Origin of the sequence: Fictibacillus sp. NPDC058756 (assembly GCF_042746035.1) — a bacterium.
In the GTDB taxonomy this organism is placed as follows: Bacteria; Bacillota; Bacilli; order Bacillales; family Fictibacillaceae; genus Fictibacillus.
This window is the reverse complement of sequence record NZ_JBHYPU010000001.1, coordinates 2,957,540-2,977,286: the sequence shown is the minus strand read 5'-3', so window position 1 is coordinate 2,977,286 and position 19,747 is coordinate 2,957,540. Positions and strand designations below refer to the sequence as shown.

Sequence of the window (19,747 nt, the reverse complement as noted above, 5' to 3'; positions counted from 1 at the left end):
TTTGCTCCTGCGTTTACAAGAGATTTCTGCCGAAGCGAGCTTCCTCTTCGCATTCTTTGCGAGAAGAATAGTCAGGTAGCAGGCACGCTGCTCCCGCAGGAGTCTTGCACCTTGCACCCCAATCAACTAGGGTCAACGATGTGTCTTTAAGCAATCATCTTTTAGAAAAGAGTCTAACAAAAAGAGCACCTGAATATATCAGATACTCTGTTAAAATGAATGTATAAGTAAATATTGCAAAGTATGGCTGTAACTTTTATCTAATTTCGTTCTTTCCTGACTGAAAGAAGAAAGTGAACGAGCAGCTGCTGCAATTGCGGGTCATGGATGTTTTTCTTGGTGAAATGACGTCTTACCAGATTTCGAATAATCACTTCACTCATTTTTCTTTTCCCCCTTTTTTGGTTTTCTCCATATTTCTCGCCTAATCGATAAAAATCCTTCAAAATGTCGAAACAATAGTACTCGTTCCCTAGATAAATAACTGAAAAGCAAATAGCAGGACAATGGATGGAGAAATGCTTTGGCTATTTTATAGAAGTGATTGGTAAATTATGTGATGAAGGATCATTTTTTTATGATGAATTCGATTTTTTATGTGATTATTAGTGATATTTTTGTGATTAAACTGTTTTTATATGTGATTGCTCCGCTTGAATTAGAAATTGTGTTTTTAGGAGAGATTAAGTTACTTTTTCCTGGCTAAAAATAAGGCTGCAGCGTGCTTTTTAGTAATTGTTCCCCCGTGTTTAAGAATCGCTTCTTCAATTCTATTGAATAAAGTAGCTTTTTGTTCTTGAGGAAGCACTTGATGCCCTGAATGTGTGTTTAATAATCCGATATAGTCTGCAGGTGTGTAGATTTGATCCCATGTGTACTTATGTACTTTTAATTGATGAAATTGGCCGAATTGCAGAGTGAGACCGCTTCGTTCCTTAATGAATTCTTCTATAGAAGGCATGCTGCTGTCATCTAGATGCGGGGCATGCTCTCGGTATACTTTTCTTATAGATTGATAGACAGGTTCATCTGAAGCAACGTGAGCGAACCAGAAAAAGGCGGCAGATCCGTCTTTTTTCAGTTGTAAAGCGGCTTTCGGGTAACCAATCTCAGCCGGTATGAAATGAAAGGCTGTACCTGAAAAAACAAGAGAATACTGATGTTCAGCTGAATTCCAGTCCTCAAAAGCTGAATGAACAATTTTAACGTTCGGATATGCTGAAAACTTTTCTTGTGTGAGCTTTGCGAGGTTCTCACCATATTCGATACATGTAATGTTCGTAAAGTCTTGTTTGATAAAACCTTCCGTTGCTTTTCCAGTTCCGCAGCCGATTTCAAGAAGTTGAACATCTGGCTGTAAATTAGCGTAATGAAAAATATCTTTATAAAGTTTATCAGGGTAATTGGGACGATATTTTTCATAGGATGAGGCAACAAAATTAAACGATTGTTTAAGAGCGTTCATATGTAATCAGCACCTTCTGAGAGATTTGAGGAAAATGATACCAAATTTCAGGCTGGTTGAATAGGGTGAATTGTGTCTAAATTGTAGGGGGTCTGACCCGGGTCAGACCCCCTGTTATTTTTCGTTCATTTTCCCTTATGTTCTATAGGATTTGCCTCACTACATATGATGGGAGGATGAATAACTTCTGAGGGGGAGGTAAAATGAGCGGCAGAAATTACTTAAGGTGGTCTCAAATTCCTTATCCAGGAGAGCAATATCCCCCAATGAATGCTGTTACGACTGAAGCAGGTTCGTGGCCGATGTTTTTCGTGTCAAGAAGAGGTCAAGATTTCCTGGATCCCTTTGGGCATAAAATACGATGGAACATCAAAAACCCAAATACGATTAATTGGGAAAGTGAGCTAATTATAGTCAAACAAACACTTCAAAATATTACCCCTCAGCAGATTCGTATTGCTCAAAGCTGGGGCACCGGTGAGGTAAGTAAACAGGTCTTGCCAGTCATCTATAACATGATGGAAACGTATGGACTTGCTTCAACGAAAGCTGCCAGGTTTTTAGGTTTTTATCACGCGGCGATTAATGATGCTTTTGTGATGGCATGGCACTTTAAGTATCTTTGGGATGTGGCGCGTCCTTGTCAATATGACCGCAATTTGGTACCCGTTTTATTCACTCCTCGTTTTCCGGGTTATCCTTCAGCACATGCTGTTATGGCTGGCTGCTCAGAGATAATATTAAGTTATTATTTTCCTCAAGAGAGGTATCGGATCAATCAATGGATGGAAGAGTGTGCGATGTCCCGTCTATATGCAGGAGTACACTTTAAAGTGGATAATGATGAGGGTCTCGCACTCGGCAGGCAGCTCGGGCAGATTGTTGTAAACTTGATAAAATCGCAGAATATATAAAGAAAAACCGGACACAGCGGTCCGGTTTTTTTAATACCCTCTATAAACATATTCCTCTCCAGGCTTGTCAACTTCTTTCCAGCTTTCCACTTTTACATAAGGGATATCAGCCTTAAAGGGCTGATAATACATCGTTTCGATGGTGCCATCGACTTCGATCCACTTATCGTTCGGGAATGTAGTCCCTTTTGGGAATTCAACCATCATGCCGAAAACCCCAGAATCTGCAATACAATGAATCACACCAAAACGAAGAAGAAAGAGTTCGTTGCTTTTATTTTTCGATTGATCCTCAGCGTTATAGGTAAAACCTTTAAACTGAACATCTTTGCCAAGGAAAATCCCTGGTTTGTAGTAGATGCTTTCCATCCCCTTTAAATAATTCTTGTCGTTAAGCACGACTTTATCGCCTTTTGTAAAAGGCTTTAACTCTTTATCCATAATGGTGTTGTAGCCTTCTTTCCCGTAATAAACACTGGTGTCAGGTTTTAAAAACTGGTGCTCTCCAAAATCACCTTCGTTCTCTAGACCTTTAAAGTGAAATCCTTTCGTTTTAACTGTTTCTGAGTCCAGAGAAGCAATGGGGAAAAATAACCCTGAAATGATTGGGAAAATCAGAATGCTGTTCACCGTCACATTTTTTAATCGGGACGGTTTTTTGTGATGATCGTGGCCGCAATCATGCACCGAGCAAGTTTCGTCATGCTGGTGATCATCGTCTTCACTTTTTCCATAAATATAGAACTGGACAAGCGTCAGAAAACCTAAGATAAAGATAGCTGAAAAAGAGATATACGAATATTTCATGTTAATGTATTTGCTGATATCACCTGTGGCATGCAGATGCATAAACAAAAAGGTAAATCCGATTAAAATCAGGATGCGAATCATAACAATGGCACCTCCTTTTTATAAAAATAATGATCCAATCAATACAAGCACGGTTATATATCCAATAAGGCTTAGTACTAATTTTTTCTTAAAAGCAGCGAGCATCATAAGCACGTTTTTGACATCAAGCATCGGTCCGTACACTAAAAACGCCACGATGGAACCGATTGTAAAGGTGCTTTGGAATGAGGATGCAATGAATGCATCGGCTTCAGAACAAAGAGATAATACGAAGGCTAATCCCATCATAACAAGGGATGAAGACACTTCCCCTTGTCCAATCGCTAAAAGTGTTGATGTCTTCACATACGTCTGCATTCCTGCAGCAATTAAAGCACCGATCACGAGGTATTTTCCAACGGAGAAAAATTCTTCAACCGCATGTACAAACGTCCCTTTAAGTTTGTTAAAAAATGAAACAGGCTGTGCTTCGATTGCTGCAGCCGTTTCGTTAACTGCTGGATTCTTGGACAAATCACGAATCTCGTTTTTAAGGACTTTTGCATTCTTAAATTGAACCGCGAGAATAAATCCGACCAGTATAGCAACAACCATCGCCAGTCCGCCTCTGTAAATCATAACGTCCCATTGATTTCCGAAAGCAACAAAAGTAGAAAATAAGACAACAGGATTAATGATAGGACCTGTAAGCATAAATGGAATCGCTGCAAAGACAGGTACGCCTTTTGCAATCAGCCTGCGTGTGATGGGGACAATGCCGCACTCACAAGCAGGGAATATAGCACCTAAAAAAGCTGCAAATAAAACAGCCAAAACTTTGTTTTTCGGCATGATGCGTGCCACCATTTCTTCGGTAACAAACATCTGAATAACTCCGGCAATGAGCACTCCTATAAGAACAAAAGGAAGTGCTTCAATGAGTATGCTAATAAATACGGTATTCATCTGTAAAAACGTTTTGTCGAGCATCCGAATATCCTCCAAACTCGTAACTTCTTTAACTCATATAAATATAAACTTCATAAAGATAATAATCCAATTACAGCATATACACTATAACTCAAAAATCAAAGGAAAATAAATGGTAAATGAAGAATTAGAATAAAATGGGAAATGGGGACTGTCCCCTTACAATTTATTTCCCACTACGAAATCGAGTAAAAGGGGTTAACAGTATGAACCATTTCGAACTGCGTCCGAAACAAAGATCTGCATTTCGAATTTCACTAGGCAAAAAGTATTATACTTTTAAAAGATTTCTTGAATGGTATACAGATAAGAAAAAATACGCTAAAACCATAAAAAATGAAAAACTGCCTTTTGTCAGTTTTTCACATCAAACCATTCTTCTTCGCAAGCTTAAGGATGTTGATATGTGGTATCAGCATAATAAGGTAAAGAACCTTAAAATCGCGATACAGTGTTTAAATGGGATGCTTATAAAACCAGGTGAAACTTTTTCATATTGGAAAGGTATTGGTACGACAACGAAAGCAAAAGGTTATGTGGATGGAATGGTGCTATTCTATGGAAAGTTCAAGAAAGGTACTGGGGGAGGACTCTGTCAGCTTTCTAATCTGATTTACTGGATGACTCTTCATACGCCGTTAACCGTCACGGAACGTCATCGGCACAGTTATGATGTGTTTCCAGATTCAAAACGAACGCAGCCGTTTGGGAGCGGAGCTACTTGTGCCTATAATTACTTGGATTTGCAGATCACCAACCATACAGAGAATACATATCAGCTTCATCTATATTTAACAGATACACATCTTGTGGGTGAATGGCGTACAGAGCAAGAGTCATTACAAAGCTACGAAGTGTATGAGAAAGAACATTGGATTACACCTGCTTATTGGGGAGGCTATCTGCGCCACAACCTGATTCACCGGAAAGTGTTTAACCGTCAAAAACAGCAGATCGACGATGAATATGTTACAGAAAATCATGCCATCATGATGTATGAACCTTTACTCGAATCCAGTCAGAAAGAAGCATGAAAACAACCTTAGCCGAAATCAAACTGGCTAAGGTTATTTACTTAGCTTTTAAATGCTTATTCCGTTAGCTAAGGTTTCGCTCCTTGCTTCCATTTTTCGTTTTTAGCTCTTTTCTTGAAAATCTCACCCTCCTGGATTATTGTAAATGAATGCTCAATGATTATGATAAAAAGGGTAATGATAATAAAAAGAGATGAGAGAAGGGCTGCCTATGATTCGCACGCTAGCGGTAGTTGATCAAAAAGTAATAATAAATCCGCCATTAGAGCGCTTAGATGAGATGCAGGCAGACTGGGTTTGGGTTGATTTTGACAGTCCGATAAAAAAAGAAACAAACCTGCTGAGATCCTTTTTTAATTTCCACCCACTGGCTGTGGAAGACTGTGTAAATAATTTGCAGAGACCAAAAGTAGAGTTTTATGAAGAGCACATGTTTTACGTCGCTCATGCATTGGATGAAGAAACTCTGGAAGCTACAGAAGTGGACATCTTTACGACAAAAAACATGGTGGTCACTTTTCATAAAACAGAAGTTCCAGAGATTGATTTTGTGTGGAACTATTTAAAAGATCTAAAGACCGTTCCGCCTGAACTTGGGAAAAATGAACTCATTCATAAATTAATGGACAAGCTTGTAGATATGTATTTTCCAATCATGCATAAGCTTGAAGAGCGCGTTATCTCGATTGAAAGCAACGAGAATGATGAAGCACCTAAGCTGATTAGCCAGATTTTTGATATTCGTGCTGATCTGCTTTCATTGCGGAAAACGGTTGTACCGATGAGAGAACTTCTTTATCGAATGCTGGAGTCAAAGCGTGTTGGACTGGATGCAGAAGAAAGATCCTATTTTCATGATATCTATGATCACCTTTTAAGATTAACGGATATGATGACCTCTGCCCGAGAGATGACGTCTGATATCCGCGACAATTATATATCTCTTAACTCATACCGGATGAACAACATCATGAAAACATTAACGGTAATCACAACAATCTTCATGCCCTTAACCTTTATCGCGGGTCTCTATGGGATGAACTTTGTTAATATGCCAGAACTGAAATCTGAAAATGGATATTTTTATGTGCTGGGGTTCATGATCTTATTAGGAGTCATGATGTCATTATGGTTTAAGAAAAAAGGCTGGTTTGAACAGGAATAAAGCACTGTTTAAAACCCTTTGAACAGGGGAACCTACTTGTAAAGAACCCGTTTGGAGGGAAACAGATGAAAAAAGATATTATCGGTACATATGCAAGAGAAGAAGAGGCGGTTGGGGCTATTAAAGCACTTGTTGAAAAAGGCTACAAGCCGTCTGAAATTTCGATTGTCGCTAAAGATGATGAAATCGTTGACAATGTAGCAGATGAAACGCATGTGAATGAAGAAAAAGTGCTGGATGATGATATGGATAGTGCTACATACGGCACGATCGCAGGTTTTTTAACTGGCATCGGCGGGGGAATTGCTGTTCCTGGCCTGGGTACTCCAGGGATAGGACCGCTTCTTGCTGCAGGTCCTTTTGCAGCGATGTTTGATGACGGGGACAACGATATGAAAGAAATTCTTGTGAAAATGGATGTTTCAGAAGAAGAAGCAGAACGTTATATGCAAGATTTAGAAGACGGAAAAATTATCGTGATGGTCGAACATAAATAAATCTTTGAAACGTGGGCGCCTGAGAGGGTGCTCTTTTTTATTCGAATAGAATACAGGAGAAGGGAGAAAATAAACTCAAACTTTGACCTAAGCAGGGTGATGCTATATGTTACGGCGGAAAAAAAGAATGAGTTATACACTGCTTCCTTTATTAGGCTTGGTATTTACCGGCGGATTTTTTACGTTTTTAACAACGATCAGAAATCAAGAGCCATACCGTTCACTTGATAAAAGGTGGAGTCGTTCCATTTATGACTCGAATAGTTTTTCAAATCCATTAATGGTGTTTTTTTCCCGTCTCAGTTCAGGATTTTTCACAGTTCCACTTGGGTTAATGCTGTTCTTCAGCTATCAAAATACAGGGAATCGAGACAAGAGCAAATTAATTCTATTTAATGTGATTGGGATAAGGATTTTGAATGCACTTTTTAAACAGTTGTTTAAAAGAAAGCCTCCGGAATGGGAAAGATTAATTAAAGCAAGCAAGTATGGCTATCCAAGTGCACATACAATGAATGCTGCAGGGTTTTATGGATTATTGCTTTTTTTATCAGGAATGTGGAGAAACTTGTGGGCTCTTTTAGTATCATTCATTTTTTTGATTATGATTGGAGTCAGCCGTGTGAAGCTGGGAATTCACTACATTCTAGATATGATTGCTGGGATTACCGGCGGTTTATTTTTAAACATGCTAAGCATTAAAACATACAAATTGTTCTTTCGACGCTGAGTTGTTTCAGCGTTTTTTATTTGAAACTTTTTCCATTCAGACAACGTTAAACAAAGTAGAGAGAATAGGGGGAGATATTCATGGGGGCGATGTTAGATATCGTTTTTGCTATTATCATTTCCGGTGGTATCGGAATGGTCATTTATTATTTTTTCAAGAACATAATCGATAAAAAGAAATCCGAACCAGTGTTTGGATTATCTTATAGCGGTGAATATACACAAAAGAACTTTTGGACGAATGAGATTGTTATTTTTGCGATTATTACACAAGGATATAGTTTCTTGAAATTATCATTAATTGTAAACATCATGATGCTTTGTTTGATTTTAATGCTAATTTTTTTGTATTTCACGCAGATTTGGCGTGGTTCGATCGGGAAGAACGGCATTGTTTCTGCGAAACACTTTTATGAGTGGAGACAAGTTGATTCTGTGGAATGGATCACGGGGCTGCAAGCAGAAAATCCAGGATATCCAAGCTGGGGGCTTGTTCGTTTTCACACAGGCAGCCTTTACGTTGAATTTATTATTAAGAAAAAAGCAGAAGAGGAAGTACGGTCATTTGTAGAAGAGAAGATGAACTTCGCAAAAGCGAACTAGGTCAATGGATTTGTTTTTGTTGTAAAAGGGTATTCTGTTTTTTCCCTCGAATAAGTTAAATGTAAAAGGGAAAAGGTGGTTTTAAATATGAAACCATGGATCAAAGCAGGGTTAATCACAGCTGGCGTTATTGTTCTTCTCAGTACATTTTTTATTGGAAACCAAGCAGAAAAAGCGGTAGTACAGCAAGGCAGCTTTGATACGGATTCACTTTATATCGTCAGTGTTTTATTAGGAGCGTCTCTAATCGCTGTCGGGTTAAGGATTAAGGGTAATAAAAGTAAAGCAGCAGCTCCTAAAAACAGTGCAAAATAAGCACTGTTTTTTATCGTTTTTTGTAGGTCATTCCAATCTTTTGTATAATACGAGTAGTTAACTATTAATTGTGTCAGAGGAGACAAACATGAAATACGAAGATTTTAAAGAAATTGTACACGGCAGAAGAAGCGTCCGGAAGTTTACGGATGAAGGTGTTTTAGAGGAAGATCTATACGAAATCATGGATTGTGCCCGGTATGCACCTAGTGACACAAACTCGCAGACGTGGGAATTTATTGTGATCCGTAATAGAGATAAAGTGAAAAAGATTGAAGAAATGACTTGGGATGCCATTCATAAACTTGCGGCAAAAGCAGAAGAGAACGGAAAGACGAAGGAAGCGAAACTGCTGACACGCTCCTTTGGCCCTTATGCTACTGCATTCTCGGGAGCTCCCGTTTTAATCATCTGTTTAGCAACTCCGTATGAATCCAAATTCCGTGATAAAATCTTTGATCCGATCGAGCTTGCAGAAGAGTCCGTTTGGGAAGAAGAAGGCATCAAGAGCAGCTGCCTTGCTATCCAGAACTTAATGCTCGCAGCCCATGCGCGCGGTCTAGGATCATGTCCGATGACGGGTCCTGTTTTATTAGCACAGGACGCCATCCGTGAATTTTTAGATATTCCTGCAAAAAAGCAGATCAATATGGTAATCTCACTCGGCCATCCGCAAGACCAGCCGAAAAAACTGGCTCGAAAAGCAGTTGAAGAGATCGTAACGTATGTAGATTAATATGAAACCGGCTATCTGGGTTAGTTATTGACCTGGAGCAGCCGGTTTTTTGTTGTATAGTGGAGATTGGCGCTCGTTCGCGAGGGTTTTTCCTCGCTGAACGAGCGCCATCCTAACCTTGCTCACGCAACAAGCATGCAGAAAAAAGTGGAAAAAGGATTTTTTTCGACATTTAGCGAATATATGCAGGATAAAAGTATGATGAATAAAGAAAGAGGAACATCTATGAAAGAAACTTTTGATTTAATAGACTTTGCGCTGCAAAAGAGCGGTCTTGAATCTCTTAAAGATACCACTCAGGTTCAATACTTAGGTGAAGGCGCATGGCATCAGGCATATCTTGTTCAGCTGCGTGTTGGAGAAGCAGTTGTTGTACGGTTTCCAAAGGCGGAAGCTTACGGTAAGAAGGTAGAATTTGACGAGGCGGCAGCATTTGCAGAATACGCAGGAACGAAAGCCTATTACGAACTGGCAAACACCGTGAAACCTGGTATCTGTCCGGAGTTTTTTCATTATCATGTTGAAAAAGATAAGACGTTTACCGTTGAATCCTATGCTGGAAAAGCGATAAAACTTGAGAGCTTTACGTTCATGGAAGCATTTCAGGCTGGTGCAGAAATGGGTGAATTTTTCCGAAATATGAACTCTGCCCCGCACAGTTTAAAGGGATTCGGATACTTGAAGTGGAATGGTACAGCTGTTGAAGGACAGTTTCAGTCGAGTGTCACTGATTTTATGAAGGAAGAAAATCAAGAATACTTAAGCGATTTTAGAGAGTTTATCCAAAATAACGATCAGCCGATTCTCCCATCTGCAATGACTCATTTAGAGGAATGCATGAATAACAGGGAGATTGATGAATCACACATTGTACTTACAAACCAGGATACTTCTCCTGAAAATATATTGCTTCATGCAGATGGAAGGGTAAGTCTAATCGACCCCGTTCCGCTTTTATACAGCGGAGATTCTTTAGCTGGTAACTTTTTAAACAATTATCATACACTGTACCCTGCATTTTTTAATGCACCCCGTTATGCGAAACATCAGTTTGACCGTTTTGAAGAAAAGCTGCAAACCATAGCTGACGGATTTATGGAAGGCTATTGCAATGGTGATGCTGCTGTAAGAAGACGGGTCAAACAAGAGGAATTTATTAAACTGACAAGCTTAACTGCTTTTCAGCATAAAGTCTTGCATTCTGACATGACGTTAGAACAGAAAATCCGTTACGGAGAAAAAGCTGCGATCGCCAACAGAATATCTGTACTTCTTAAAAGAATAGAAGAATTTCAATGGGAAGATGAAAAAAGCGGAACGAAGTTGGCATAACGTGCAAAGCATAGGCATATTCTTAATTTGAAAACTGACAGTTGAACCATAAGCTTTTTGTAAGACTTTTAAAAGTTTTCAAAAAACGGTTGACTTTTAAAAACTGAATGGACTATAATCCTATTCAAGAACAAAACAAAAATCATCACGTTAATGTGTTAAAAATAATTTGATATCTCTTATCCAGAGAGGCGGAGGGACTAGGCCCGATGAAGCCCGGCAACCAACAAACCACATTAGGTTTGGAAAGGTGCCAATTCCTACAGATCATTTTTTTGATCTGGCAGATAAGAGGAGGCCAAAACCCTCTTCTTAGGAAGGGGGTTTTTCTTTTTTTCCTCTTCTAAACTTCACAACAACTTCATCTCAAATTTTTATTTTTCATTTTTGAAATTGCATATCGGTTAAGGGAAAAGTTATAACTTTTATCCCTAGTTTTCCTATATATTTTATCGGTATAAAACACAAAAAGGAGAGGTTTATATGACAAAATCTTTTGATGGATACGACATTGACACATTGCTTTTACACGGAGGGCAAGCGCCTGATCCAACAACAGGCTCGCGGGCTGTACCAGTCTACCAAACAACGTCTTATGTTTTTTCGGATACGGACCACGCACAGAGCTTATTTGCTCTTGAAGAGCCAGGGAACATTTACAGCCGAATCGGTAATCCGACAGTTGACGTATTTGAAAAAAGAGTAGCCTTACTTGAAGACGGAGTGGCTGCAGTCGCAACTTCATCAGGTATGTCAGCGATTGCACTCGCCATTTTAAATATTGCAGAAGCGGGTGACGAGATCGTAGCTGCGACAAATCTATATGGCGGCACTTACAATCTATTTTCTATCACTCTACCGAAATACGGTATCAACGTAAAATTTGTTGATGCCGAGGATCCAGAGAATTTCAGAAAAGCGGTAACTCCGAACACGAAAGCGTTCTATGCTGAAACAATCGGTAATCCTAGTTTGAACGTACTTGATATAGAGGCTGTTGCAGAAATTGCACACGAAAACGGAGTGCCGCTTTTAATCGACAATACGTTCGCAACTCCATATGTCACAAAGCCATTAAGCTGGGGAGCAGATATTGTTATTCATTCAGCTACAAAATGGATTGGCGGGCATGGTACAGCAATCGGAGGGGTAGTTGTTGATGGCGGACGCTTCAATTGGAACTCTGAGAAATTCCCAGGATTCACTGAACCGGATCGCAGTTATAACGGTTTGAGATATGCGGTTGATTTTGGAACACTCGCATTCGCTACGAAACTGCGGGTTCAGCTGTTACGAGATTTTGGTGCTTGCTTGAGCCCTCACAATGCATTCCTCCTTTTACAAGGATTAGAAACGCTGCACCTTCGTGTTGAAAAACATGCGAAAAATGCACAGGCAGTTGCAGAGTATCTCGACAAACATCCTGCAGTCGATTGGGTATCATACCCTGGGCTTGAGGCACATCCAAGTCATGAGCTGGCTAAAAAATATTTAAGCAACGGTTTTGGTTCGATCGTGAACTTCGGAATAAAAGGCGGGCGTGATGCTGGGCGTAAAGTGATCAACAACATCTCATTATGGTCACATGTAGCGAACGTTGGTGATGCAAAATCTCTGATCATCCATCCAGCATCTACAACTCATCAGCAATTAAGTGATGAAGAGTTAAAGGCGACCGGAGTTACTGAAGAACTTATCCGTTTATCAATCGGTCTTGAATCAGTAAGAGACTTAACGAACGATCTGGACCGGGCGATTCAAGCAGCAACGGGGATCGGATCGGAAAAAACAGAGATTACGATCAATGATGAAGGTGTGATTCGCTGGGCATTGCAGTCCTCATTATACAGAGCAGTTGAAAACGGCCAGGAGATTCAGCGGCCAAAGACACTTGCAATCGTCGGGTTAAGTTCCAATCCGGCAAGACCTAGCCACAGACTAGCACGAAAAATGCAGCGCCTTGGATATAAGATCGTTCCGGTAAATCCGAGAGAAACGGAAGTGCTCGATGAAAAAGCTTATCCAGATCTAAAGTCCATTCCGTTCCCGATCGATGTGGTTCAAGTGTTTAGAAGTCCTGAAGCAGCTATTGAACTTGCGAAAGAAGCTGCGATCACTCAGCCAAAAGTATTCTGGCTTCAAGAAGGAGTCATCTCACCGGAAGCAGCGAGGATCGCAAAAGAAGCGGGGATCGATGTTGTTCATAACCGTTGTACCTATAAGGAAGCGCAGCGTTTAAGAGGTACGATTGCAACGTATGCGTGTGAAGTATAAAGAGATAAAAAAATAGAGATGAAAAAAGTGGAGGGAAACTGATTATGAAGAATTGGTGGAAAGGAACGCTGCTCGTTAGTTTAGCAGCTGCATTGTTATTAGCGGGCTGTTCGAGCTCAGCAAAAGAAGGAGAAAAACCGGAAAAAATCAGATTGGATTACGCGTTCTATTCGCCAACAAGTCTGGCACTGAAAAAGTTTGGCTGGGCAGAAGAGGCATTTAAAAAAGATGGTATTGAAGTGGAATGGGTGCAAAGTCAGGGAAGCAACAAAGCGCTGGAGTTTCTGAATTCCGATAGTGTGGACTTTGGTTCCACTGCCGGGGCAGCTGCACTTATTGCAAAAGACAAAGGGGCACCGATCGAATCTGTATATATCTATTCACAGCCTGAATGGACAGCATTAGTTGCAAAAGATGGGAGCGCAATTAAGGATGTAAAAGATCTTAAAGGAAAAAAGGTAGCCGCAACATTCGGAACAGATCCTCACATCTTTTTATTACGTTCACTTAGTGAAGCTGGACTTTCAGCAAAAGATGTTCAAATCGTAAACCTTCAGCATGCTGATGGTGCAAACGCTCTAATCAAAGGTCAAGTTGATGCATGGGCAGGACTGGATCCGCACATGGCAAGAACAGAGTTAGAATCTGGAGGAAAGTATATCTACCGAAATCCTGATTTTAATACGTACGGAACGCTGAATGTTCGCTCAGAGTTTGCTAAGAATCATCCGAAGCAAGTGGAACAAGTAATTGAGCTTTATGAAAAAGCAAGAAAATGGACACTGGAAAATCCAGAAGAAGCAGCAAAACTTTTATCTGAAGAGGCGGGGATTAAAGAAGATGTCGCTAAAAAACAACTCGAACGAAATAACTTCTCGGAACCTGTTCCTGGATCACAGCACGAAAAAGCTATATCGGCTGCAGGCGAAGTACTTCAGACAGAAGAGATTGTCAAAAAGGATACAGACATTGAGAAACTCGTAAAAGAATTAATAAATCCAAAGTTTGCTGAAAAAGTAATCAAAAAATAACGCAAAAGGAAGGAGGAAGTGCCAGTGATTTCAGAAACTCAAAAATGGAAAGCGGGGCAGAGAGCAGCAACTGATAAGCTTTCTTCTCCGAAAGGTTTATTTAAAAAGGGACGCGGTATCGTTCTTGGTTCAATTTTGCCAGTAGTCCTGCTTATTGCTTGGGAGCTGGCTGCGAAAGCTGGATTGCTGGCGCCGCACCTGCTTCCGGCACCAAGCGTTATTTTAGAGAAGATATTAAGCATGTATAAGGATGGTTCTCTATTCGGCCATGTTTCTATTACGTTAACACGCGTGTTCTTAGGATTTGCGATCGGTACAGGAGCTGCGGTTGTGATTGGAGCCGTCGTCGGTTATGCCAAAACAGCTGAACAGCTTCTTGACCCATTGTTTCAAGCAATTCGTTCCATTCCTTCTCTCGCATGGGTACCGTTGTTTATTTTATGGATGGGAATCGGTGAGCCTTCTAAGATCTCATTGATTGCAGTCGGTGTTTTCTTCCCGGTCTATTTGAACATCGTAGCAGGCATTCAAGGAGTTGACCGGAAGCTGATAGAAGTAGGCAAGATTTATCAGCTATCTCCATTTCAGCTGACGAAACGCATCATTTTACCAGCATCACTGCCATCTTTTATTACAGGGATGAGAAGCGGCCTTGGACTTGGCTGGATGTTTGTTGTCGCAGCAGAACTGATGGGAGCTAGCGAAGGCTTAGGGTATTTGCTGGTGGTCGGCCAGAACACGTATTCACCTGACACGGTCATTGCCAGTATCCTGCTTTTTGCCGTATTAGGGAAAGTGACAGACGCGATACTCAAATGGATTGAATACCGCTCTCTTAAATGGCAGGACAGCATAAGTAACCAAGCGTAGAAGGAGGGAAAACAGATGCTTCAGATTAACCGTTTAAAACGGACGTTTAACAATAACCAGGCTGGATTTCAGAACATTAATTTTTCCGTCGATAAGGGAGAAATCATCGGTATCTTAGGCACAAGCGGCTGTGGTAAAAGTACTTTGCTTCGTGTACTTTCAGGACTTGATCCGAACTACGAAGGAAAGATTTCTTCAAAAGATGGAAACGACAATATTGGAATGATGTTTCAGGAACCGAGACTTCTGCCATGGCTGTCTGTGAAAGATAATATCTCATTCGGTTTAGTAAAAGAAGAACGAAAATCAAACAAATATCAAACGTATTTAGATCTTGTAGGATTGACTGGTTTTGAAAATCATTATCCGAAAGATCTCTCTGGCGGGATGGCGCAGCGGACAGCAATCGCAAGAGCGCTGATCACAGATCCTGAGGTACTTCTTTTAGATGAACCCTTCAGTGCACTAGACGCTTTTACAAAAATGCAGCTGCAAGATCTCCTTCTATCAATCTGGCAAAAGAAGCAAACGACGATGCTGCTTGTCACACATGATATTGATGAAGCCCTCTACCTTTGCGATCGAATCTTCATCTTAAAAGGCCAGCCTGGAGAAGTTTTTGCTGAAGTAGCTGTTGAGAAACCAAAACCGAGGACGCGTGGAGATGCATATCTCTCAAAACAGAAGGCACATATATTGAATCTATTAAATGTTGAAAAGAAAGCAGCAGGTGACGAGCGATGACAAAACTAGCAGCCATTGAGCCTGTAAGCGGGATCTATAATGTAGTGACTGACAGAGATGGGGCACCATTTTCTTGGGACTCCATAACAGAAAGGTTCAACAGAAGAGATGATGGGAAGACGAACATGGCATATGAATGTGTGGACCGCCATGTGGAAGAGGGACGCGGAGAAAAGGCAGCCCTGCATTACTTGGACGATTCACAAGAGTTTAAGATCACGTACCAAGAACTAAAGGAAACAACAGATAGATGGGCAGCCGTGCTTTCCAAGCATGGTGTAAAAAAAGGAGATTTCGTATTTGTCTTTTTGCCAAAACATCCTGATTGCCATATTGCCATGCTGGCAGCTATTAAACTAGGAGCAGTTGTCGGTCCGCTGTTTGAAGCATTTATGTCTGATGCGGTAAGAGACCGCATTGCAGACTGTGATGGAACTTTTTTAATTACGGACCAAGAACTCTATAAGCGTGTGCCACGGAATGAGCTGCCGAGTCTCCATACTGTCTTTTTAACAGATGGAGCCGGTGAAAACGGAGAGATCTCGCTGCAAGAGGAGATTAAAGGAATTGGAGACGTTGAGAGCCAGATAGAGTGGGTCGATCCTGAACATGGTTTGAATATCCACTATACGTCTGGTTCAACTGGAAAGCCGAAAGGGATTATTCACGCTCACCGCGCAATGACACAGCAATATCTAACCGGCCGCTGGGTGCTTGATATACAGGAAGACGATGTATATTGGTGTACGGCACATCCTGGCTGGGTTACAGGAACCGTGTACGGAGTATTTGCACCACTTCTAAATGGAGCAACGATCGTGGTCCATGGCGGACGTTTTAAAGCAGAGCAATGGTATGAAACGCTGCAAAATACCGGCGTAACCGTCTGGTATAGTGCTCCTACTGCGTTTCGGATGCTGATGGCAAAAGGGAATAAGCTTCCTGAACAATATGATCTATCGAAACTGCGTCATCTTTTAAGTGTCGGTGAGCCGTTAAATCCAGAGGTTATTTATTGGGGAAAAAATATTCTTGGAAAAAGAATTCATGATACGTGGTGGATGACAGAAACGGGTGCGCAGCTTATCGTAAACCTGCCGAATGAAACGATCAAGCCAGGATCGATGGGAAAACCATTTCCGGGAATTACAGCAACCGTTTTAGATGAAGAAGGAAAAGAACTGCCTCCGTTTTCTGTTGGCCATTTAGCGATCAAGGCACCTTGGCCGGCCATTATGAGGGAAGTGTGGCAGAACGCCGAGAAGTATAATTCTTATTTTGGATGGGGTGACTGGTACGTTTCGGGTGATCTTGCTTACCGTGATGACGATGGCTATATCTTTTTCCAAGGACGTTCGGACGACATGATTAATTCATCTGGTGAAAGAATCGGTCCGTTTGAAGTCGAGAGCAAGCTTATTGAGCACGAGGCCGTGGCTGAAGCAGGAGTGATTGGAAAGCCAGATCCGATCCGGGGAGAAATCGTTAAAGCATTTATTGTACTGAAAGATGGCTATTCACAGAGCAGTGATCTGTTAGAAGAGATCCGTGTCTATGTTAGAGGGGAGCTTGCGGCACACGCAGCACCGCGCGAGATCGAAGTGGTAGAGGAACTCCCGAAAACAAAGATCAGCGGAAAAATTTTACGAAGAGAGCTGAAGGCACGTGAGCTGCAAAAACTTGCTTGAAACAAACCGGAAAGTCGGCAAGGTGAAAATCGGTGATTTTGCCTTAGAGTCAGGCCAAGTAATAACGGATGCAGAGTTGGCTTTTGAGATAACTGGAAATACGAAGGGACCAGTGCTCCTGCTATGTCATGCTCTTACTGGAAATCAGCATGCATACGGTTCAGCAGAAGAGCCAGGATGGTGGAGAGGACTGATCGGACTCGAAGGATATATTGATACAAACCTTTATCAGGTTATTACGTTTAATGTTCTTGGAGGATGCAGCGGTTCAACAGGTCCAGCGAAGGTTAATCCGGAAACAGGAAAGCCCTATCACAAAACGTTTCCCTTTGTTACGGTCCGAGACATGGTTCGTGCTCAGCGGCAGGCGTTAGATGTTCTAGGCATACCAAGGCTTTTTGCTGTTTTAGGCGGTTCCCTTGGCGGCATGCAATCGATGGAATGGGCCGTTCAGTATCCTTATTTTATGGAAAAAGTATTCATTTTCGCAGCTACACCATACCTAAATGATTATGGTGTAGGTTTTAACAGGATGGCGATTCACGCTATTGTAAATGATCCTGTCTATAGAAGCGGCAGACGTGCAGAAGGAGAAAGACTAGTAGGTTTGGAGATTGCAAGGATGGCGGGACTTCTAACATATCGTCAGCCGAAGCTCTTTAATGATAGATTTCAAAGGGAAGTACGTGAGACAGATATTGAAGGAAAGCCTTATTTTCAAGTGGATTCCTATTTAAATTATCAAGGGGGAAAATTGACGAAACGATTTGATGTAGATAGTTATTTGACCCTTTTATATGCGATGAATGCTTATGATATCGGTGATAAGCTGGGCGGCTGGGAACGGGCAGCCTCACAGATTCAAGCTGAAGTCCATGCTTTCGGATACGAAGGCGACCTGCTTTATCCGCCAGAAGTGATTGAGGGCTTTGTAAAACACACTCGGTATGGAACTTTTTATTCGATTGAAACAGACTTTGGGCATGATGGTTTCTTAGTAGAGTTCGATAAGTGGGGACCTTATGTAAAGAATGCATTAGATCAGGAGAGGAGGCTGCAATATGGCACCTATTAAAGCGGCATTGCTTGGTTTTGGAACAGTCGGGCAAGGTGTTTATGAAGCGCTGAAGACTCACAGGGAACAGCTGAAATCTGTACTGGGTGAGGAAGTTATTATCGAAGCCATATTAGTAAAAGATGGTGCTAAAAAGCGGGATGTTGATGAACATATCCTTGTCACGACTGACTTTGATGAAGTTTTAAACATTCCAGATCTGCAGATTGTTTTTGAAGCCATTGTGGGAGAGGAACCAGGATTTACGTATTTAAGCAAAGCCATTGAAAAAGGGTGCCGCGTTATAACGGCCAACAAAGTGATGTTTGCCAGACACGGTAAAACATTGCTGGAAAAGGCAGAAGCAGCCGGGGTTTCAGTTGGCTATGAAGCAACAACAGCCGGGGGAACGCCGATTATCCGCAGCATTTCACAGCTGTTGCAGGTAAATGATATTCTATCGGTCGAAGCTATATTAAATGGTACCTCTAATTTTATTCTGACAAACATGCGCGAAAAGGGGTCAGCTTTTGAAGATGTGTTAAAAACAGCTCAAGATCTTGGATATGCAGAAGCTGATCCCGTTAATGATGTAGAAGGATTTGACGCATTTTATAAGCTCATGATTCTTAGCGAATTGTCTTTTGGAAGTTCTCCAAACTGGGATGAGGTAGAAAGAAAAGGAATTACTGAAGTTTCGTCTGAGCAGATTGAAGTGTTTACCCGCTGGGGCTATAAGGTGAAGCATTTGGCGCGAATCAGAAGTAACCACGGTCAATTCACAGCTTCTGTTAAGCCGGTGCTCGTTGATACGGAACATCCTCTATACGGAGTGGAAGATGTACAAAACGCCATCATGGTAGAAACAAGTCTTGCGGGTAAAGTGACTGTTCAAGGTGCTGGGGCAGGCAAACTCCCAACAGCAAGCGCGATGGTTGAAGATTTGACTTATGTGCTTCAATCTAATTCAGGAGCAGCTGTGAGGAAGAAGCAGTCTGTATTGAAAGCTGATTCTTCGAGTAATGAATCAGTCGGCTCATTAGTTGGGGAATACGCCGTAATCGGTTCATCCGTAGGCTTTAATGGTTCAGACGATATTCAGCTTCTAAAACAAGATGTAAGAGGAGACTTGGTTTATTTACTGATCAGATGTCACGTAGAAACAGCTGTATCGTTAAAAAGGAACTCAGAGCTTGTTGTATATGAAGTGGCAGGGAATTTGAAGCCAGCAGAAGTAAAAGGGGAAGAAAGAGATCTCGTGCTTCAGAAGGTAATTAATCTTTAGTAAATATGAATACATCAAGTGTTGAACGAACATTGCAGAGTGGCCCCTGCAGTGTTTTTTTATTTGGTGTGCTGTATGCGTGGAAAAACTCAGAAGGTACTCATAAATCCCGGATGGTGCTCATAAACATCGTATGGTGCTCATAAATTTCAGATGGCGCTCATAAATCTCAGAAGACGAACATAAATGA

At 41.3% G+C, this 19,747-nt stretch carries 20 protein-coding genes and 1 riboswitch; of the genes, 16 read left to right on the top strand and 4 right to left on the bottom strand.

From position 1 onward, the window contains the following. Positions 1-260: 260 nt before the first annotated feature. Positions 261-383 (bottom strand): hypothetical protein, encoded by a 123-nt coding sequence (locus tag ACFW35_RS15300; RefSeq protein WP_379832801.1) that lies wholly within the window; start codon positions 381-383, stop codon positions 261-263. Positions 384-688: 305 nt separating this feature from the next. Continuing rightward, positions 689-1,465, bottom strand: coding sequence for an rRNA adenine N-6-methyltransferase family protein (locus tag ACFW35_RS15295; protein ID WP_379846951.1), 777 nt, complete (start codon positions 1,463-1,465; stop codon positions 689-691). Positions 1,466-1,668: 203 nt separating this feature from the next. Between ACFW35_RS15295 and ACFW35_RS15290 the strand changes: the two genes are divergently transcribed. Continuing rightward, positions 1,669-2,379: a vanadium-dependent haloperoxidase gene (locus ACFW35_RS15290; RefSeq protein WP_379846949.1), complete on the top strand. Its 711-nt coding sequence runs from the start codon at positions 1,669-1,671 to the stop codon at positions 2,377-2,379. A gap of 30 nt (positions 2,380-2,409) precedes the next feature. Here the strand turns inward: ACFW35_RS15290 and ACFW35_RS15285 are convergent, their stop codons facing one another. Together ACFW35_RS15285 and ACFW35_RS15280 are read right to left on the bottom strand one after the other, a co-directional pair. Further along, positions 2,410-3,270 carry a TIGR03943 family putative permease subunit gene (locus ACFW35_RS15285; RefSeq protein WP_379846948.1) on the bottom strand — a complete coding sequence of 287 codons (861 nt, stop codon included), beginning with the start codon at positions 3,268-3,270 and terminating at the stop codon, positions 2,410-2,412. Between the two features lie 18 nt (positions 3,271-3,288). After that, positions 3,289-4,200 carry a permease gene (locus tag ACFW35_RS15280; protein ID WP_379846946.1) on the bottom strand — a complete coding sequence of 304 codons (912 nt, stop codon included), beginning with the start codon at positions 4,198-4,200 and terminating at the stop codon, positions 3,289-3,291. A gap of 206 nt (positions 4,201-4,406) precedes the next feature. Between ACFW35_RS15280 and ACFW35_RS15275 the strand changes: the two genes are divergently transcribed. From ACFW35_RS15275 to ACFW35_RS15205, 15 genes are all read left to right on the top strand, one after another. Further along, positions 4,407-5,234, top strand: coding sequence for a VanW family protein (locus tag ACFW35_RS15275; RefSeq protein WP_379846944.1), 828 nt, complete (start codon positions 4,407-4,409; stop codon positions 5,232-5,234). A 211-nt stretch (positions 5,235-5,445) separates the two neighbouring features. Continuing rightward, complete coding sequence (gene corA, locus ACFW35_RS15270; protein WP_379846943.1) at positions 5,446-6,399, top strand: magnesium/cobalt transporter CorA; 954 nt, start codon at positions 5,446-5,448, stop codon at positions 6,397-6,399. Positions 6,400-6,464: 65 nt separating this feature from the next. Then, a complete protein-coding gene (locus ACFW35_RS15265; RefSeq protein WP_379846941.1) occupies positions 6,465-6,896 on the top strand; it encodes a general stress protein in 432 nt (143 codons plus the stop codon). Positions 6,897-7,002: 106 nt separating this feature from the next. Then, on the top strand, positions 7,003-7,626 hold the full coding sequence (locus ACFW35_RS15260) for a phosphatase PAP2 family protein (RefSeq protein WP_379846939.1): 624 nt from the start codon (positions 7,003-7,005) through the stop codon (positions 7,624-7,626). A gap of 80 nt (positions 7,627-7,706) precedes the next feature. Continuing rightward, positions 7,707-8,228, top strand: coding sequence for a hypothetical protein (locus tag ACFW35_RS15255; RefSeq protein ID WP_379846938.1), 522 nt, complete (start codon positions 7,707-7,709; stop codon positions 8,226-8,228). Between the two features lie 87 nt (positions 8,229-8,315). Further along, the gene (locus ACFW35_RS15250) at positions 8,316-8,543 is read left to right on the top strand and encodes a hypothetical protein (protein WP_379846936.1); all 228 of its coding nucleotides are present in this window, start codon (positions 8,316-8,318) and stop codon (positions 8,541-8,543) included. A gap of 88 nt (positions 8,544-8,631) precedes the next feature. Next, positions 8,632-9,279, top strand: a complete 648-nt coding sequence (locus ACFW35_RS15245) for a nitroreductase family protein (protein ID WP_379846935.1) — start codon at positions 8,632-8,634, stop codon at positions 9,277-9,279. 201 nt (positions 9,280-9,480) lie between these two features. After that, positions 9,481-10,611, top strand: a complete 1,131-nt coding sequence (locus tag ACFW35_RS15240) for a hypothetical protein (RefSeq protein ID WP_379846933.1) — start codon at positions 9,481-9,483, stop codon at positions 10,609-10,611. 176 nt (positions 10,612-10,787) lie between these two features. Continuing rightward, positions 10,788-10,905: riboswitch (SAM riboswitch) on the top strand. 189 nt (positions 10,906-11,094) lie between these two features. Further along, the gene (locus ACFW35_RS15235) at positions 11,095-12,885 is read left to right on the top strand and encodes a PLP-dependent aspartate aminotransferase family protein (RefSeq protein WP_379846931.1); all 1,791 of its coding nucleotides are present in this window, start codon (positions 11,095-11,097) and stop codon (positions 12,883-12,885) included. Between the two features lie 44 nt (positions 12,886-12,929). After that, complete coding sequence (locus ACFW35_RS15230; protein WP_379846930.1) at positions 12,930-13,916, top strand: aliphatic sulfonate ABC transporter substrate-binding protein; 987 nt, start codon at positions 12,930-12,932, stop codon at positions 13,914-13,916. A 24-nt stretch (positions 13,917-13,940) separates the two neighbouring features. Next, the gene (locus ACFW35_RS15225) at positions 13,941-14,786 is read left to right on the top strand and encodes an ABC transporter permease (protein WP_379846928.1); all 846 of its coding nucleotides are present in this window, start codon (positions 13,941-13,943) and stop codon (positions 14,784-14,786) included. 15 nt (positions 14,787-14,801) lie between these two features. After that, positions 14,802-15,530: an ABC transporter ATP-binding protein gene (locus ACFW35_RS15220; RefSeq protein ID WP_379846927.1), complete on the top strand. Its 729-nt coding sequence runs from the start codon at positions 14,802-14,804 to the stop codon at positions 15,528-15,530. Further along, on the top strand, positions 15,527-17,218 hold the full coding sequence (gene acsA, locus ACFW35_RS15215) for an acetate--CoA ligase (protein WP_379846925.1): 1,692 nt from the start codon (positions 15,527-15,529) through the stop codon (positions 17,216-17,218). Before ACFW35_RS15220 ends, acsA begins: the two co-directional genes overlap by 4 nt. Further along, positions 17,196-18,293, top strand: coding sequence for a homoserine O-acetyltransferase MetX (gene metX / locus ACFW35_RS15210; protein WP_379846924.1), 1,098 nt, complete (start codon positions 17,196-17,198; stop codon positions 18,291-18,293). The genes acsA and metX overlap by 23 nt, the downstream gene beginning before the upstream one ends. Then, positions 18,280-19,557: a homoserine dehydrogenase gene (locus tag ACFW35_RS15205; protein WP_379846922.1), complete on the top strand. Its 1,278-nt coding sequence runs from the start codon at positions 18,280-18,282 to the stop codon at positions 19,555-19,557. The genes metX and ACFW35_RS15205 overlap by 14 nt, the downstream gene beginning before the upstream one ends. The last annotated feature ends 190 nt before the right edge of the window (positions 19,558-19,747 follow it).